The organism is Phenylobacterium sp. J367 (genome assembly GCF_024699985.1).
GTDB lineage: Bacteria > Pseudomonadota > Alphaproteobacteria > Caulobacterales > Caulobacteraceae > Phenylobacterium.
Genome location: NZ_JAJONA010000001.1, coordinates 2996299 through 3013088, shown reverse-complemented (window position 1 = coordinate 3013088; position 16790 = coordinate 2996299). Strand labels below are relative to the sequence as shown.

General features: G+C 68.9%; 18 protein-coding genes and 2 pseudogenes. 14 read left to right on the top strand and 6 right to left on the bottom strand.

Features of this window, described 5'->3' with window-relative positions:
• The first annotated feature begins 170 nt into the window (after window positions 1–170).
• The 7 genes from LRS04_RS16135 to mnhG are packed head-to-tail and all read left to right on the top strand — an operon-like array spanning window position 171 to window position 6136.
• Window positions 171–3095, top strand: a complete 2925-nt coding sequence (locus tag LRS04_RS16135; protein ID WP_257817225.1) for a monovalent cation/H+ antiporter subunit A — start codon at window positions 171–173, stop codon at window positions 3093–3095.
• Window positions 3092–3436 (top strand): Na+/H+ antiporter subunit C, encoded by a 345-nt coding sequence (locus tag LRS04_RS16130; RefSeq protein WP_257817224.1) that lies wholly within the window; start codon window positions 3092–3094, stop codon window positions 3434–3436. Before LRS04_RS16135 ends, LRS04_RS16130 begins: the two co-directional genes overlap by 4 nt.
• Entirely contained in the window at window positions 3433–5016 is a 1584-nt protein-coding gene (locus LRS04_RS16125; RefSeq protein WP_257817223.1) for a monovalent cation/H+ antiporter subunit D, read from the top strand. Before LRS04_RS16130 ends, LRS04_RS16125 begins: the two co-directional genes overlap by 4 nt.
• Complete coding sequence (locus LRS04_RS16120; RefSeq protein ID WP_257817222.1) at window positions 5013–5387, top strand: Na+/H+ antiporter subunit E; 375 nt, start codon at window positions 5013–5015, stop codon at window positions 5385–5387. The genes LRS04_RS16125 and LRS04_RS16120 overlap by 4 nt, the downstream gene beginning before the upstream one ends.
• Window positions 5388–5415: 28 nt before the next feature.
• Complete coding sequence (locus tag LRS04_RS16115; protein ID WP_257819150.1) at window positions 5416–5499, top strand: hypothetical protein; 84 nt, start codon at window positions 5416–5418, stop codon at window positions 5497–5499.
• Window positions 5496–5777, top strand: a complete 282-nt coding sequence (locus tag LRS04_RS16110) for a K+/H+ antiporter subunit F (protein ID WP_257817221.1) — start codon at window positions 5496–5498, stop codon at window positions 5775–5777. Before LRS04_RS16115 ends, LRS04_RS16110 begins: the two co-directional genes overlap by 4 nt.
• A complete protein-coding gene (mnhG, locus tag LRS04_RS16105; RefSeq protein ID WP_257817220.1) occupies window positions 5774–6136 on the top strand; it encodes a monovalent cation/H(+) antiporter subunit G in 363 nt (120 codons plus the stop codon). The genes LRS04_RS16110 and mnhG overlap by 4 nt, the downstream gene beginning before the upstream one ends.
• A 397-nt stretch (window positions 6137–6533) precedes the next feature.
• Here the strand turns inward: mnhG and LRS04_RS16100 are convergent, their stop codons facing one another.
• Together LRS04_RS16100 and LRS04_RS16095 are read right to left on the bottom strand one after the other, a co-directional pair.
• Entirely contained in the window at window positions 6534–7040 is a 507-nt protein-coding gene (locus tag LRS04_RS16100; RefSeq protein ID WP_257817219.1) for a hypothetical protein, read from the bottom strand.
• Window positions 7041–7195: 155 nt separating this feature from the next.
• A complete protein-coding gene (locus tag LRS04_RS16095; RefSeq protein WP_257817218.1) occupies window positions 7196–7558 on the bottom strand; it encodes a response regulator in 363 nt (120 codons plus the stop codon).
• Window positions 7559–7641: 83 nt separating this feature from the next.
• Between LRS04_RS16095 and LRS04_RS16090 the strand changes: the two genes are divergently transcribed.
• The 7 genes and pseudogenes from LRS04_RS16090 to LRS04_RS16060 all read left to right on the top strand — a co-directional run bounded on the left by LRS04_RS16090 (window position 7642) and on the right by LRS04_RS16060 (window position 13574).
• Entirely contained in the window at window positions 7642–7893 is a 252-nt protein-coding gene (locus LRS04_RS16090) for a hypothetical protein (RefSeq protein WP_257817217.1), read from the top strand.
• A gap of 1006 nt (window positions 7894–8899) precedes the next feature.
• Window positions 8900–10056 (top strand): annotated as a pseudogene (locus LRS04_RS28120) (AMP-binding protein); the annotation flags it as partial.
• Window positions 10054–10548: a class I adenylate-forming enzyme family protein gene (locus LRS04_RS28115; RefSeq protein ID WP_374577223.1), complete on the top strand. Its 495-nt coding sequence runs from the start codon at window positions 10054–10056 to the stop codon at window positions 10546–10548. The pseudogene LRS04_RS28120 and the gene LRS04_RS28115, both read left to right, overlap by 3 nt.
• The gene (locus tag LRS04_RS16075; RefSeq protein ID WP_257817215.1) at window positions 10535–11329 is read left to right on the top strand and encodes an enoyl-CoA hydratase/isomerase family protein; all 795 of its coding nucleotides are present in this window, start codon (window positions 10535–10537) and stop codon (window positions 11327–11329) included. The genes LRS04_RS28115 and LRS04_RS16075 overlap by 14 nt, the downstream gene beginning before the upstream one ends.
• A complete protein-coding gene (locus LRS04_RS16070) occupies window positions 11326–12102 on the top strand; it encodes an enoyl-CoA hydratase-related protein (protein WP_257817214.1) in 777 nt (258 codons plus the stop codon). Before LRS04_RS16075 ends, LRS04_RS16070 begins: the two co-directional genes overlap by 4 nt.
• 16 nt (window positions 12103–12118) lie before the next feature.
• Window positions 12119–12523 (top strand): hypothetical protein, encoded by a 405-nt coding sequence (locus tag LRS04_RS16065; protein ID WP_257817213.1) that lies wholly within the window; start codon window positions 12119–12121, stop codon window positions 12521–12523.
• Between the two features lie 79 nt (window positions 12524–12602).
• On the top strand, window positions 12603–13574 hold the full coding sequence (locus tag LRS04_RS16060) for a PaaX family transcriptional regulator C-terminal domain-containing protein (RefSeq protein ID WP_257817212.1): 972 nt from the start codon (window positions 12603–12605) through the stop codon (window positions 13572–13574).
• On the opposite strand, the gene LRS04_RS16055 is transcribed toward LRS04_RS16060, so the two are convergent.
• The 4 genes and pseudogenes from LRS04_RS16055 to LRS04_RS28110 all read right to left on the bottom strand — a co-directional run.
• On the bottom strand, window positions 13571–14392 hold the full coding sequence (locus LRS04_RS16055) for a Phenylacetic acid catabolic protein (RefSeq protein ID WP_257817211.1): 822 nt from the start codon (window positions 14390–14392) through the stop codon (window positions 13571–13573). The two genes, LRS04_RS16060 and LRS04_RS16055, sit on opposite strands and share 4 nt — an antisense overlap.
• Window positions 14393–14440: 48 nt before the next feature.
• Complete coding sequence (locus LRS04_RS16050; protein ID WP_257817210.1) at window positions 14441–15634, bottom strand: FAD-dependent oxidoreductase; 1194 nt, start codon at window positions 15632–15634, stop codon at window positions 14441–14443.
• Window positions 15631–16323, bottom strand: a complete 693-nt coding sequence (locus LRS04_RS16045) for an alpha/beta fold hydrolase (RefSeq protein ID WP_257817209.1) — start codon at window positions 16321–16323, stop codon at window positions 15631–15633. Before LRS04_RS16045 ends, LRS04_RS16050 begins: the two co-directional genes overlap by 4 nt.
• 148 nt (window positions 16324–16471) lie before the next feature.
• A pseudogene (locus LRS04_RS28110) lies at window positions 16472–16684 on the bottom strand (epoxide hydrolase N-terminal domain-containing protein); the annotation flags it as partial.
• Window positions 16685–16790 lie beyond the last annotated feature (106 nt).

Sequence of the window (16790 nt, the reverse complement as noted above, 5' to 3'; positions counted from 1 at the left end):
GACGCAGGTGCTGCGAACTTCCGAAACTGCTTCGATGGTGCGCCGCTTGGAACGGCGCCGGGGACAGTGTCCATTCAACCGTTTGGCGTCTGCTGTGAACCGACCGCGGACCTCCAGCGTGCCGACCTCACCCAGGCCGCGGCCTCGACCCTGGAGCGCGACCACCGCAGATGTCCGTGAGCCTGCTCCTCTTCGTCGTCGTGGCCCTGCCATTTCTCGGGGCTCTTGCGGCTGCCGGACTACCAAGGCACGCCCGGACGTCCGCTGCGCTTCTGTCCTGGGCCGTGGCCCTGGTGAACGTGATCTGCCTCGGATTCCTGTGGCCCCTGTTCCAGGACGGCGAGATTCTGCGACTGGACATCGCCTGGCTGCCGTCTCTGGGGGTCCAGGTCGTGCTGCGCCTCGACGGCTTGTCCTGGCTTTTCAGCGCTCTGGTGCTGGGCATCGGGGCCCTCGTCGTCCTCTACGCGCGCTACTACATGTCGCCCAAGGACCCGGTCCCGCGGTTCTTTTCCTTCCTGCTGGCCTTCATGGGGTCAATGCAGGGTCTGGTGCTGTCCGGCAACCTGATCCAGCTGGTCGTTTTCTGGGAATTGACCAGCCTCTTTTCGTTCCTCCTTATCGGCTATTGGAACCAGAACCGCCTCGCTCGCGACGGCGCGCGCATGGCCCTGACCGTCACAGCCGCTGGCGGGCTGGCGCTGCTGGTGGGCGTGGTCGTGCTGGGCCAGATCGTCGGCAGTTACGATCTCGATACGGTCCTAGACGCCCGCGACATCGTACTGGCCGACCCCCGGCACCCGCTCGCCCTCGCCTTGATCCTGGTGGGCGCCATGACCAAGAGCGCCCAATTCCCATTCCACTTTTGGCTGCCTCGCGCCATGGCCGCACCGACGCCGGTCAGCGCCTACCTGCATTCGGCCACGTTGGTGAAGGCCGGCATCTTCCTGCTGATCCGCTTCTGGCCGGTGTTCGGCGAAACGCAGATGTGGCTGACACTGGTGGGCGGCGCCGGACTGCTGACCCTGCTCATTGGCGCGTGGACGGCCATCTTCCAGCACGACCTCAAGGGGCTGCTGGCCTACTCGACGATCAGCCACCTCGGGCTCATCGTGCTCCTGCTGGGGCTCGGCAGCGAACTCGGGGCGATCGCCGCCATCTTCCATGTGGTCAACCACGCGACGTTCAAGGCCTCGCTGTTCATGGCCGCGGGGATCATCGACCATGAGGCCGGGACCCGGGACATGCGCAAGCTGAGCGGCCTCTACCGCTACATGCCCATGTCGGCGACGCTGGCCATGGTTGCGGCCGCAGCCATGGCCGGGGTGCCTCTGCTGAACGGCTTCCTCTCGAAGGAGATGTTCCTGGCGGAGGCCGTGGCCGGGGCGGAGCGCCACCCGCTGGCGCTCGCCCTGCCGGTGCTGGCGACGACCGCCAGCGCCTTCAGCGTGCTCTACTCGCTGCGTTTCATCCACGCGACCTTCTTCGGGCCGGCGCCGACTGGCCTGGACCGCACCCCTCACGAGCCCCCCGTGTGGATGCGGCGGCCGGTGGAGATCCTGGTGCTCCTTTGCCTGCTGGTGGGGATCTTTCCCGCCGTGACGCTGGGGCCATTCCTCCGGAGCGCCGCCGTGGCGGTCGTGGGCTTCGACCTTCCTGAGTACAGTCTCGCCATCTGGCACGGGTTCAACCTCCCGCTGCTGCTCAGTTTCTCGGCGCTGGCGGCCGGCATCGTTCTATACGCCGTCTTCCGCCGTCGCATCGAAGGCGGCGGGCCGGGCGGGCCCCTGGCGGTCCGATGGCTGAACGGCGGCTATCTGTTCGAAAAGGCCATGACCGGCCTCTTCCGGACCGCGGAGGCGGCGGTGGGGACTTTCGGGGCGCAAGGTGTCCAACGTCAGCTCCGCATCATCGTCCTGGCGACCATGGCGTTCGGCGTCCTCGCTGCCATAGGCGCGGGGGGCGCGAAGTTCGCGACGGTCACGCTCGCGGCGCCCTCCGGCGGTGACCTGGCCTTCGCCCTGCTATGGCTGGTGGGGGGCGCCTGTGCGGTCGGGGCTGCGTGGCAGGCCAAGTATCACAGGCTGGCCGCGGTGGTCCTGATGGGCGGCGCGGGGCTCGTCAGCTGTCTTTCCTTCCTGTGGCTTTCCGCTCCCGACCTGGCCATGACCCAGCTGCTTGTGGAAATCGTCACGACCGTGCTGCTGTTGTTGGGACTGCGATGGTTGCCGAAGCGCCTGCCGTCCATCCCTTCTCCAGAGCCCCTGCAGAGGATCTCCCGGCGCCGGCGGCGCATCGACCTCGTTATCGCGGCGGCGGCCGGAGCTTGTCTGTCCGCCGCGGCCTACGCCGTCATGATCAGCGCCGCGGCCCGCGATGGCGCCTCCAGCTACTTCGTGGAGCAGGCGTACGCCGAAGCCGGCGGGCGCAACCTGGTGAATGTGATCCTCGTCGACTTCCGGGCCTTCGACACCTTTGGCGAGATCGCGGTGCTTGGGATCGTGGGCCTGACGGTTTTCGTCCTCCTGAGGCGCTTTCGTCCCTACGGCGACACCCTTCCCGAGCCCCATCAGAAGCGCATCCAAGCCGCGGCCGACCGGCGACGCGCCGACCGCTCGGAAGGCGACACCCTGCGCGAGACCATGCTGGTGCCGCAGGTGGTGATGCGCTGGATGTTCCCCTTCGTCATCCTGTTCGCCGTCCACCTCTTTCTGCGCGGTCACGATCTGCCGGGCGGAGGGTTCGCCGCTGGCGTCGCGCTCTCCATCGCCTTCGTGCTGCAGTACATGGCCTCGGGCGCGCGCTGGGTTGAGCGGCGGCTGGAGATCAGGCCGGCCGCCTGGATCGGCGTCGGCCTTCTGATCGCGACCTTGGCGGGCGGCGCGTCCTGGCTGTTCGGACGGCCATTCCTGACCTCCGCCTTCCGCTACGCCGACCTCCCCGTCCTCGGCAAGACGCCGCTGGCCAGCGCCCTTGCCTTCGACCTCGGGGTCCTGATCCTGGTTCTGGGCGCCACCGTGATGATCCTGCTTGCCCTTGCGCACCAGTCGCTGCGCAAGCCCAGGCAGGCCCCAGGCAAGGACCAGGCGACATGACCGAGATCGTCCTCGCCCTCGCGATCGGCGTGCTGGGCGCCTGCGGCGTCTGGCTGCTCCTGCGCCCGCGCACGTTCCAGGTCATCATCGGGCTCTGCCTTCTGTCCTATGGGGTCAACATCTTCATCTTCGCCATGGGACGTCTGCGCGTCGGCGCGCCGCCCGTGACGGCGGAAGGGCTGGAAAACCCGCTCCTCTACGATGACCCGATCCCACAGGCCCTCGTTCTGACCGCCATCGTGATCAGCTTCGCGCTCACAGCCCTGTTCCTGGTGGTGCTGCTGGCCGCGCGGGGCGCCACCGGAAGCGACCACATCGACGGCGAGGAGCCGTCGCCATGAACGCCGCGTCCGACCACCTTCTCATGGGCCCGATACTTCTGCCCCTGGTCGCCGCCTCGGGAATGCTGCTGCTCGACGAACGTCGGCGAGCGCTGAAGAGCCTGCTCAGCCTCGCTGTGATGGCCGCAGTGCTTGCCATGGCCGCGCTGCTGCTCGTCGAAGGCGGCGACGCCGCCGGGGAGACTGCGCGCGTCTACCGTCTCGGGGATTGGCGCGCGCCCTTCGGCATCGTCCTGGTCGCTGACCGGCTTTCTGCGCTCTTCCTTGCGATGACCGCCGTGGTCGGCGCCTGCGGCCTGCTGTTCGCCCTGGCCCGCTGGGAACGGGCGGGTCCCCGCTTCCACGCCCTCTTCCTGCTCCTGATCATGGGCGTGAACGGCGCCTTGCTCACGGGCGACTTGTTCAACCTCTTCGTGTTCTTCGAGGTCATGCTGGCCGCGTCCTATGCCTTGGTGCTGCACGGCTCGGGCGAGAGCCGGATACGCGCCGGGCTGGGCTACATCACCATCAACCTGACCGCGTCACTGCTGTTCCTCGTCGGCGTGGCCCTGATCTATGGCGTGACCAGCACCCTCAACATGGCGGACCTGGCGGCTCGGGCGCCACTCATCCCAGCCGAGGACCGATGGCTGTTCCACGTCGGGGCCGCTACACTGGGCGTCGCCTTCCTCATCAAGTCGGCCGCTTGGCCGCTCGGGTTTTGGCTGGCCCCGACCTACACTGCTGCGAGCGCCCCGGCGGCCGCCGTCCTCGCCATCCTTTCGAAGGTCGGGGTCTATGTCCTCATCCGCCAGAGCAGCCTGGTGTTCTCGCCCCTGGCGGGCCCGTCCGCCGAATTTGGCCGGGAGTGGCTGGTCGCCATTGGTGTCGCCACCATCCTGTTCGGCGTCTGCGGCATGCTTGCGTCCAGGGAGCTGGCCAGAGCGGCGGCGTTCGCCGTGGTCGTCTCGTCGGGCACGGTTCTGGCCATGATGGGCTCGGACGCTGCCGGCCTCAGCGCGGCGCTCTTCTACCTGGTGGGGTCCACCCTTGCCTGCTCGGCCTTGTTCCTGATCGCCGAGGTGCTCGAGCGCGGCCGCGACGGAGGCGGCGACTCGCACAAGGCTGTGTTCGCCGACGAATACCGGGACCCTTTCGAGGATCTCGAGCGGAACGAGCCCGGCCTGGTGATTCCCACCGCAGTGGCCGCTCTGGGCGGCGCGCTTGTCGTCTGCGCCCTGATGATCGCGGGACTCCCTCCCTTGGCGGGCTTCATTGGTAAGCTCGCCATGATGCAGGCGCTGGTCGCCGCGGGCCGCCCCACCGACTGGGCGGTCATCGCCGCCCTGGCTGTCTCCAGCCTCGGGGCGGTCATCGCCCTGGGACGCCTGGGCGTGCGCGCCATCTGGATCCGGGATGAGTCCGAACCGCAGCTCGTGGTCGGCGCCGGCGAGCTGCTGGGAATTGTCGGGCTGCTCGGCGCCTCGCTGACGCTGACCGTCTTCGGCGGCGCCGGGCTCGCCTATACCGATCTAACCGCAGCCTGGTTGGGAGAGCCGGCCGGCTACATGAGCAGCGTACTGACCGGCGAGGGGCGATGAAGCTGCTTCTGCCCCATCCGATCCTCGCCCTGGGGGTGTTCTGCGCCTCCATCCTGCTCAGCGGGGACCTCGATCCACCGTCGCTCGCCCTGGGCGTGCTGATGGCCGTGGCCGCCCCGCAGATCATGCGGGCGCTCCGGATCGAGCCGGTCCGCGTGCGAGCTCCGGCGGCGATTCTGAAACTGGCGGGCCATGTGGCGGCGGACGTGCTGCGATCCAATTGGGCCGTGGCCCAGATCCTCGCCGGCCGGCGCTCCGACCGGGTGAGCGGCTTCATCCACATACCCCTCGACATGAAGGACCGTCAGGGGCTCGCCACGCTCGCGATCATCCTCACCAGCACCCCCCGGCACGCTCTGGGTCGAGTATGAGCGGGACAAGAGCCGGCTTCTGCTCCATGTGCTCGACCTGGTCGACGAGGAGATCTGGGTGCAGACGGTCAAGGGCCGATACGAGCGTCTGCTCATGGAGATCTTCGAATGAGCACACTCATCCTGGACGTTGGCACCATCGCCGCCCTTGTGCTGCTGGGCGTGGCGCTCGCCTGCGCCGCCTTCCGCATGATCCGTGGTCCCCGGGCCCAGGACCGGATCCTCGCCCTGGACAATCTCTACCTGAACGGGATGCTGATGGTCCTCGTCTTCGGGATCAGGAGCGGACGCGACCTCTACTTCGAAGCCGCCTTGATAATCGCCATGCTCGGCTTCGCCGCAACCGTCGCCTTGGCCAAGTTCCTCATGCGCGGCGAGGTCATCGAATGACGCCTGATGAACTACCGACCTGGCTGGCCGCCGCCGTCGCAGCGCTGGCTGTGACGGGGGCAGCCATATCCTTGTTGGGGTCCGTGGGACTCGTCCGGCTGACCTCCTTCTACGACCGCGTGCACGCCCCCACCTTGGGCGCCACCCTCGGCATGGCGCTCGTGCTGCTGGCGTCCTGGCTCTACTTCGCGGTCGGCCAGGGGCGGTGGCTGCCGCGTGAGATCCTTGTGGCGGTCTTCTTCACCGTGACAACACCTGTCACGCTGATCCTGCTCGCGCGGGCGGCGCTTTTCCGCGACCGCACCCAGGACTCCGAGGCCGAGGAAAAGCCCGTTCCCGCGGAGGGCGAGCGGCCCTGAGCTCTAACAGGCGCGCGCCCGTTCCCGGCGCCGCCCGGAGCTTGCTGCCGCCGGCTCTGGATCTTCATCGCCGCGCCTTCTGCAGGTCCCGGCGACTGCCGCTCACTACGGTGTGGGACGGAGCCCGAGGGCGCTTGTCTGCGGGCGCGGGGGCTGGAGCGGCGCTTAGGCCCGGGAGCGGCAGCTGGGCCTGTCCCGCCGGGGAGCGCGACGCGCGATCTCGCCACGATCGGGTCGGCGGCCTCCCGGACCTCGACGACGCCGGAATGGTACCAGGCTCACGACGAGGGGAAGCCGGCTGTGCAGGGCTGAGGTCTGCGGACCGCGGCCGAGGCCGTTTGCCGCTCCGCACCGACGCGCCCTGCGCGCTCGCATTGACCCGTGACGGGGCAGCCCTTCAAGCTTGGGTGGGGAGCAGTGTGACCAGTCCGATCAGGGCGGCCTGCACGGCCGCTGTCACGGGGCGCTTGAGCCGAAGCAGGAGAACGATGCTGATGAGCGCCAAGCCCAGCACCAGATAGTACGGTTTGTGGTCCCCGCCCTGCACGAGGGCGGCCGCTCCAGGCAGCGCGAAACCGACCGCCGCTGCGATTACGGCGCAGGCCAGCCCGACGAGCCCCAGCCGGACCTCCGTCGCGCGCTCGCTCTCCGCAGCCGGAATGTCGGCGATGCTGCGGACGGCGGCGAGCAGCGAATTGAGATCGCCGCGATCGTAATCCCGAGGAAGGATTCCGACCGGGTGGTGATCGAGCAGGCGGGCCCTCTGCCGAGGGTCTTCGCTCCAGAGAAAGGCGATGCACAGCGCGTAGGCCCCAGCCTGTGCGACCAATGCCGGAAGCGAGTCGCCCACCCGGTCCCCCTCGATCACGAGGAGGTGTGGTCGCCAGCTCCGCAGCACCTCCATCAGGTGGGTCCGCGACGCAGTCCTCTGGATCTCAAGACCCGGAGAGGCCTCAGTGGACGCCACGAACCGTCCGGCTTCACGATTAGACGCGTGGACCACAATCCGCATGGGTCGGCCTCCTTTCGGCTCGTACGAGCGACTTGCCTCCGCCCCGCTCAGCAGCGCCGCTTCACCCGGCCCAGCAGGGCCCGGAGCGCCTCCGGCTGGACGGGAGGTCGGAGGATGCCGATCGGCTGCAACGCGCCCAGCGCCTCGTGCACGATGTCCTCCTCGCGCGTGAGGAGGACGACATCCACGTCGGTATGCGACCGGATCGAACGCAGCGTCTCGTTGGACATGGCGAAGACGTCGGACATCGCGTCCAGGATGAGCAGGTCCGGATCGTGTCGCGCTAGCAGGCTGAGCATGTCCTCGACATTGATAGCCCAGCCTGCCACCTGGTGGCCGGCGCGTTCTATCTCCTCCCGCAGCAGAACGGCGTCGACTGGGTCTTCCTCGAGGATGATGATTTTCAGCATGGGCCCTCGGGCTGCGGCAGGACAAGGTGGAAATCGCCATCCTCTGAGCGGATCGAACCCCGAAAGGCGGAGGCCTCCTCCGGGTGAAGGAAGACACGGGGGGCGAGGAACACCTCTTGGAACTCGTTCAGGAGAACGATCCCAAAGTCGTGCAGGTCCGCCAGCGCCTGCATCGCCCGTTCGGGCGTGAGCCTGCCCGCGCCCTGCACGTGGGCCAGCAGGTCAGCCTTGTGGACGGGACGAGCCGCCCCGCCGCAGGCATGGAGGCTTCGCAGCAGGCCGTACTGAGCGTCATCAAGGATCAGTCGCTCAGCCATATCGCCGCGCAGCACTGAAGGGAGGCGGGACGATCATCTGTAGGCGATAATCCTCGCGATCGAGTTGGTCCATCATGCCAGCGGTGTGGGCGGGCGCCCAACCCAAAGCCTGGGCGCGCTGATGGTTTCCGCCACCCCGGGGAAGCGCCCTGGCGGTGGAAGCAGACCTACCGAGGGCGCAGTCGAGGATGGGAGCGAACTCCGAAGTGGCGGGGGGCCTAGCCACGCCCCTCTGCCCAATCGGGCGTTGATACGTAGCGGCTACTGCATTTTGTGACAGCCCTGTCGCCAGCAGAGTACCGCGCCCAGGCCGCCGCATCTCGTGCGCCGGCACAGCTATTCGAACGCCACATCGGTCGCCGCGCTCGTCCAGGACTTCGGCATTGGCCGTGTGATCGGAGAGCAGACCACGGACGTGCCCACGACCTACGCCTCGGTCCTTCAGTTCCCGCCGCCGTCCGGATCGTCGTCACATACCCCAAGAGCAGGATCGTGCGCCCGAGCGGGGATGAGGGCATGCAGGGCGTGATGCCCGACCACGCCATCGCGCGGGAACCGATCGCGCAGGCCGCGGATGTGGTCCTGGAGGCGGCCCTGACGCTGGTCCGCGCGTCGCGCAGCGAGAGCCGCTAAGCGCCAGAAGCAGCATAGACGCGCCTTGGGTTGACGCCCCTCGCCTGCCCCCCAGCGTCAGCGATGTAGATACCGGACGTGAACTCCGGCGACGGGGGAGAGCTTCGGCTGCCATCGGGGCTGCCGCTCCGCAGCCCCGGTGGGTTGCCGGAACGACAACATGATGCGGCTCGCCTGACGGCGCGGCCGCGTGACCGCTGTAGTCGGCAGCCGGACCATACGATACTGTCTCTTTTTATAAACTGCCTCCTCCGCGTTTTTCGCAGGCGGCCGAGGCCGTGGTGGGCAGGATGCGACGCCCATACAGCTGCGCCCGGATAAACTACATTTTGGTTGTGATAGCGCCGCGATTTGCCGCATATTGAAGCAACCCAGAGGTCATAAGCCCGCGATGCAGCACGCACCCGACGAACCGCTCCCGTTCTCCGCCCTGGCTGAGTTCCAGCGCTCGACGCCGCCGCCCGAGCCCCTGCCGAACCTGCTCGGACGCGCCGCCGAACGGTGGGGAGACCGGCCGCATCTCACCTATCGGGACCGCAGCTGGACATTCCGCGAAACGGAGCTCCTGGCCCGTCGGCTAAGCACTGGCCTCCAGGAGCTGGGCGTCTCGGCAGGGGACCGTGTGGGCGTTTGCCTGGCCAACCTGCCGCACTATCCCCTGGCGTGCTTCGGACTCTGGGGCATCGGCGCCGCGGGCGTCGGCATGAACCCCCTCTACTCGCTGCGCCAGCTCGCTCAGATCGCGTCGGACTCCGGCGCGCAATGGGTGATCGTGTCCGACCATCCCGATAGCATCGGCAAGGTTCGCGAGCTTGCCGCCCAGGCGAACTGCCGCCTGATCATCTGCCGCGCCGACGGCTTGGATCTGGCGGGGGGGCCAGGCGCAGCCACGGAAGGGGGCGAGGTGGCCCTTGCCGAGCTGCTCGGCGCGGATCCGGCGGGGGCCTGGGGTGTGTCCGACACCGAACGCCTTGCGATGATCCAGTACACGGGGGGCACCACGGGCCCCCAAAGGGCGCCACGCTTTCCCACCGGAACATCTGGTACGCCGCCCATCAGATCCGCAACTGGCTGCACCGGATCCGCGACGGACGCGAAGCCTGGTATGCGGCCGCGCCCTTCTCCCACATCACCGGACTGATCAATTATATCGTCGAGCCGACGATCGTCGGCGGTGAGGCCATCCTCACCGAGCGGTTTTCGTCCCGCGAGCTCCTTGACCTGGTGCGTCAGGACCGCATGACGATCCTCACGGCCATCCCGACGATGCTCAGCGCGATCGTCGCCGAACCGGACGCCGGGGAACTGGACTGGAGCGGTGTGATCCACGTCCTGGTCGGCGGCGCCCCGGTGCCCGCGGAACTCGCCCGGCGTTTCCATGCCCTAACCGGCCTTTGGCCGCAGCAAGGCTACGCCATGACCGAGACCGCAGGCAGCGGCGTGGCCATGCCGAACACCGCTGTTGACGGGCACGAGAGCGCCACCGGCCTACCGATGCGCGAGATGAAGATCGAGATCCGCTCGCCCGAAGAGCCGGGCCGCAGGATGGCGGCCGGCGAGTCCGGCGAGGTCTGCTTCGGAGGCCCCAATGTCATCGCCAGCTACTGGAACCGGCCGCTCACCGCGCAGGAACTGACCCCGGACGGACTGTTCCGAAGCGGGGACGTCGGCTTCTTGAGCGTGGATGGGGCGCTCTATGTGGTCGATCGGCTCAAGGACGTGATCATCTGCAGCGGCTACAACGTGTATCCCCGGACCATCGAGGAGGCGGTGCTCGAGCATCCTTCCGTGGCCGAGACCGTTGCGGTCGGCGTGGCCGACGACTACCGCGGCGAGACGGTGCTGAGCGTCGTCACGCTGCGGCCCGGTCGCACCCTCTCACTGCCGGAGCTCCAGAGTTTCCTTCGTGAGAAGCTGTCGCCGATCGAGATGCCCAAGCGGCTCGAGATCCTGGAGGCGATCCCGAAGACGGAGAATGCCAAGTTGTCGCGCCAGGCGATCCGCGCGCTGTTCAGCCGGACCGCGCATGCTTCAGCCTGATCTCGAGCGAGCTCCATTCGAGGCGGAACAGGCCGAGGGCCTCCTGCGCATCCGGCTCGCCCGTCCCGAGAAGATGAACGCCCTCGCCGACGGGGATTGCCGCGCGCTCGTGAGGCTCCTGGAGGATGCCGCCGGCGACCCGGCCGTCCGCTGCGTCCTGATCACCGGCTCCGGACGCGCCTTTTGCGCCGGGCGCGACATCTCGAGCGCCACCGCTGGGGAGGATGCGTCGACCATCCTCACGGAGGTCGTCAATCCGCTGTTGCAGATCCTTCACGACCTCCCCCAGCCGACCATCGCCGCGGTCAATGGCGCGGCCATGGGCATCGGCCTGGGGCTGGCCCTAGCCTGCGACATCGTCTTCGCAGCCGAGAGCGCACGGTTCTCGTCCCCCTTCGCCCGGCTGGGCGCCGCGCTGGACAGCGGCGGACACTATTTCCTTCCCCGCCGCCTCACGCCGGGCCGAACGCTCGAGATGATCTACACCGGCGACGTGATCGAGGGCCCCGAGGCGCTCCGGTTGGGCCTTGTGGACCGCCTCACGCCCGACCGCCTGCTGGAGCCCGCGACCGAGGCGCTGGCTCGCCGCATCGTCGAGGGCCCGCAGGCGGCCTTCCGCGCGCAGAAGGCCCTGATCCGCGCGAGCGAGACCCTAGGCCTGGCCGGCGTCCTGGCTGAGGAGGCGCGGATCCAGGGAGAGCTCGCGCGCACCTCCGACTACGCGGAGGGCGTCGCGGCCTTCCAGGCGCGTCGGGCGCCGCAGTTCCACAGGGCGACATGAGCTCCGAACCGATCCTCGTCGAGCGTCGCGGCGCGGTCGCCGTGGTGACCCTGAACCGACCGGAGGCGCGCAACGCCCTGAGCAGCGCGCTGATGAAGGCTCTCGGCGCGGCCCTGATGGAGCTCGAGGATGACGAGGCGGTCGGGGCGATTGTGCTGACCGGCGGCGACCGGATGTTCTCGGCCGGCGCGGACATCAAGGAGATGACCGCCAAGACCTTTGCACAGGCCTACCTTGAGGATTTCGTCACCCGCGACTGGGACGTGATCCCGAAATGCCGCAAGCCGATCCTGGCGGCGGTCGCCGGCCATGCGGTCGGCGGCGGCTGCGAGGTGGCCTTGATGTGCGACATCGTGGTCGCCGACGAGACCGCGAGGTTCGGCCAGCCGGAGGTGCGGGTGGGTACGATCCCGGGCGGAGGCGGCACCCAGCGGCTCGCGCGGATACTGGGCAAGAGCAAGACCATGGAGCTGTGCCTGAGCGGGCGGCTGATCGACGCCTACGAGGCGGAACGCATCGGGATCGTGGCGCGGCTGGCGCCCCCAGGGCAGGCGATCACCGCGGCGGTGCAGCTGGCCGAGGACATTGCGAGCTACTCGCGCCCGGTGGTCATGATGATCAAGGAAAGCGTCAACCGCGCCTTCGAGACCTCCCTGGCCGAGGGCCTGCGGTTCGAGCGCCGCATGTTGCACGCCACCTTCGCGCTGGAGGACCAGACCGAGGCGATGACCGCCTTCGCGGAGCGTCGCGCCCCGGTGTTCCGGAATCGATGAGGCTGGAGAACGACAGATGAGACCCGCACCGCTCGCCAACGAGGAGGGACGCCGAGGGGTCCTCAGGAAGTTCGGCTACCAGCCGACCCACAAGCCCGCTCCGGCGCCCCTCCCGAGCGCGGCCTGGGAGCTGCTGCGCTGCGACTTCTCCGCGGCGGGCGGCGACACGGCGCCCGCGCTCGACGAGCTTCCCCCGACCGTGCGGGAGCAGGCGCTGGCGTATGTCGAGCAGCGCGCGCGCCTCGACCGCCTGATGGACGCCTGCGACGCGGCCCACCTGCGGATTCTCGAGGCGGGGCCCCTGCCGGCGCTCGTCGAGGCCTATGCCGCGGACCGTGACGCCTATGAGGACGCCGTCGAGGCGTTCGGCGCACTCCGCGTCCGGACGCAGGACGCCCTGGACACCTTGCGGCTCGGCTAGCTTTCCCGCTTATCGTAATCGCAGTGACCGTCGCCGACCCCGCCCGGCGCACGGCGCCTCATGCTTGGACGGAGTTTCGATGGTCCGCGGTCCCATCAGGAAGCCTATTGAGCGGCTGCTCGGAACCGTTCGGATCAATCCCAAGAATCTGATCGCCACCATCTATGGCGACATGCTGGTGCCCCATGGCGGCACGGTGTGGCTGGGCAGCCTCGTCAAGATGGCCGAGCCGTTCGGGATCGCCGAATATCTGTCACGCACCACAGCCCTGCGCCTGGTGAAGGACGGCTGGCTCCATCCCACCCGGGTCGGCAAGCTCAGCTACTATTCGATGACGGACGAGCACGTCCGGAACGTCGTCGCCTACTACCCGCGCGTCTACGGGAAACCATCCGCGGACCAGACTGCGGTCTGGCGACTGCTCCTGACCGGAGCGGCGGGGCTGGACGCAAAGGCATACGCCACACTGCGGCGGAACCTCCTCTGGAGCGGCGTCGGACAGGTCGCGCCGCATGTGTTCATCAGCGCCGCAGAGGACCTCTCCCCGCTCCAGGCCCTGCTGAAGGCGGCGGGGCTGCTGGACCGCGTCCAGATCCTGGACGCCACCGCGACCTCGCCCCCCGGCCCATCGCTGATGCGCTCGATCGTCGCGGACGCGTGGAACATCGAGGCGCTCGAGACGAGCTACCAGGAGTTCCTCGCCCGGTTCCGCCCGATCTGGTCGCACCTCGAGGGTGGCCAGCATCCCGATCCCGAAGCCGCCTACACCACCCGCGCCCTGCTGATGATGGAGTATCGCCGGATCGCCCTGCGCGACCCGCGCCTGCCGCGCGACCACCTGCCGACCCTGTGGGCGGGGGAGATGGCGTTCGCACTCTGCCGCAACATCTATGAGGCGGTTCTGGAGCCGTCCGAAGCCTATCTCGCCAGCGTCGTCCGCACCGCCGATGGCCCGCTCCGCCGCCCTCTGCCCGAGTTGTATGCGCGGTTCGGGGGCCTCTCGCCTCGCTCATGGGGGGCGGGCAAGCCGCCCGCCGCAGCGTCCGCCTAGGCGGCGCCCGCCACCCGCATCTCCAGCTCGGCGTCGTCCATGGCGTAGCCTATGCGCTGGTCGTAGTCGGGGACGACGCCTTCGACATACTCCAATCCCACGTCCTTGAGCCGCTGCTGAACGAGTTCCAGGTACTGCGCCTGGCACTCCTCGGGCTTCATGATCTTCAGGCCCATCTCGTAGTATTTGTCGAAGTACTTCGACTGCACCGAGCCGGGCTCGGAGGGCCGGCCGTACATGCCCATCCCCATCGCGATGAACTTCGGCACCCGCCGCTGGAGCTTGGCGCGCGCGTCTTCGCCGCCGAACTCGATGATCCGCTTCACAGCCCAGACCCCGAAGCCCATGTGACCCACTTCCTCGCGGGCGATGCGCTCGGAGACCCGCGCCCAGGGCAGGTAGGAGCACTTGGCGTACTGCCCCAGGAAGATCACCGCGCCTGGCGTGGCGACACAGGACATCATCGCGACGTCTTCCCAGCACTGGAACTGGTCCTGCCAGTAGGAACGACGGAAGCCATTGATGATGTTGACCTTCTTGGGATCGGGGTTCTCCGGGTTGTCGCGGAGTTCCTCCATGCGCGACTTCACGTCGACGCCCAGGTCCTCGACCAGGGTCCACAGGTAGAAGGCGTGGCCGTACTCCTCCATCGTCTTCTTCGCGAGACGATAGGCCTCCTCCGGCCGGGGCGCGAACTGCAGGTTTTCACCGACCCGCTGGGCGCCGGCGTATTCGGAGTCCGCCTGGAACGTCAGCAGGTGCAGCAGCGCCTGACGGTACTCGGCCGGCAGTTCGTCACCCTTGTCATAGGTCTTCATCGCAGGCCTCCACGCGTTCATATGCTACATTTTCGTTATTCTATATGATCAGACTGTTTCATACAATCGCGCGACGCGCCGCAGGGACTCCCAGGACGCAAGCTTTTCGCGAGGACGGGGCGGGACGGCGGCGGCCCGTTCGGCGGCGTCGATGCGTCGCCAGGCCGCCCAATCCAGGAGGTCGGCCCCGGAGGCCTCCAGCCACGCGTTCAGGCGGGCGCGGGCGGCCTCGCGCGGCGCCACGGTCGCGCCGGCAAGCATCCGCCGCACACTGTCCGCCGCCTCCGCCCGCGCGCCTGGAATGTCGCCGCGTCCGCCGGCCGCCCAGCCGACGGCGCAGGTCCGCTCCCTCGGTGGAGCCGGCGAGGCGGCCTGGCCAATGGCGAGGATCAGGGTGTCGGCAGCCACGTTCTCCTCCACACCGCCCGGGCCTTGGAGGCGCACCTGCTCGACCCGCCCGCTTCCGAGAACCTGGATGGGCTGAAGGGCGAAGCGGAAGCGGATCGATGTCGCTGCCGAAGGCGGACCGCCGGACAGCGCGGCCAGCGCGGCGACGGCCGGGACGGACAGGTCGGCCGTCGCGGGCAGCTCGATCGCCACCGAGGCCGTCTTCAGGCGGCCAAGAGCGGCGAGTTCGCTTGAAGTGAAGCGTGCCTTCTCGGGCGGCGACCGCACGACGACGGTTATGGAACGTGCGACGCCGGTGATGCGCCGGGCATGAGCACACAGGTCGCTGCTGGCCATCTCGGCCTCGGTCTTGGCGAGCACGCGCGTCACGTCGAGGGCGACATTGCCCCCGCCGACGACCACCACCTGTTCGCCCACCTGCGGCTCGAGACCGCGGTAGTCGGGGTGTCCGTTGAGCCACGCCATGAAGGCGGCCCCGCCATAGACCCCTGGCAGGTCCTCGCCGGACACACCCAATCTGCGGCCGACGGGCGCGCCGGTCGCCAGGAACACGAGGTCGTACGCCTCGCGGAGGAGCTCGAGCGGCACGGCGGGGCCCACGTCACAGTCCGCGATCAGCCTCACGTTCGGCCGCCCGAACGCCCGGTCGAACTGGCGCACGACCGCCTTCGTGCCCTGGTGGTCCGGCGCCACGCCGTGGCGGATCAGGCCAAAAGGGGTCGGCAGGCGCTCATATACGTCGACCCGGACCTCGGGCGCCTGTCGCAGCAGCGCGTCGAGCGTGAACAGGCCGGCCGGTCCGGCGCCGACGATGGCGACCGCCAGCCCGGTCATGTGACCTCGCCGACGAACCGGAGGAGGCTGGCAGCCAATGGTCCGGGCGTCAGCCAGGCCGGGAAGTGCCCGCCAGTGGCGTGAACGTCCCAGCCGCGAACGTTATAGGCCCGCTCGGCCCAGGTGCGCGGCGGAACCGGGAAGAAGCCCCGGTCGAACAGGGCGAAGCCCGTCGGGGTCGTGATCCGCTGACCGGGTTCCAGTCCGATGCCGCCCTCGTGCCGGTCCGCCCAGTAGATCCAGTTCGCCGCGGGCAGGTCGCCCAGCGCCCAGTAGAGGGTGGCTGACGTCAGGAGCGCGTCCCGGTCGAACGGCGGCGGCTCGTCGGGACCGGCCCCTGACCAGCCGTGGTACTTGTCCACCAGCCAGGCGCAGAGCGCCGCCGGCGAGTCCGAAAGGCCCACTGCCAACGTTGTGGGGCGCGTCGCCTGCTGCTCGCGGTAGCCGCCGTCGCGGTCCAGCCGGCGCTTGGTCTCGCCCAGCCAGGTCGTCTCCGGTTCGCTCAGCGGCGCACCGGCGCGATCGAGGGAAGGCCGCAGGCCCAGCATGCTGAGGTGCAGTCCTGTGACCACCTCGGGGTGATCGACCGCCAGCCAGGAACTGACCACCGCGCCCCAGTCTCCGCCGTGGGCGACGAAGCTCGGGACGCCCAGGACCTCCACCATGAGCTCGCGCCAGAGGCTGGCCATCCGGCGCGGCGTCATCGGTCGCGCGGGGGGCCTGCGAAAGGCCGAAGCCGGGCAGTTCCGCCGCCACGACGGTGACGGCGTGGGCCGGATCGCCGCCGTGGCGCCCGGGGTCCGTGAGCCGCCCGATGAGGTCGTGGAACTCCAGGAGGCTGGACGGCCAGCCTGGGGTGAGCAGGACCACCGGCGCGTTGGGCCGGGCGGCTGGCTGCACGATGAGGTGCACATCAAGGGGACCATCCGGATCGGTCGCGAGGGTCGCGCGGTAGTGCGGGAGGGCGTTGAGTCGGCGCTCGGCGGCGCGCCAGTCGAAGCCTTCGCGCCAGTAGGTCAGGAGCTCGGCGAGGTACCCGCCGTCGATCCCATAGCGCCACCCCCGCCCGCCGGCTCACGCGGCGGCCGGTACGCGGCGAGGCGATCGCGGAGATCCACCAGCGCCGGCTCCGGGACGCGGATCTCGCACGGAGTCA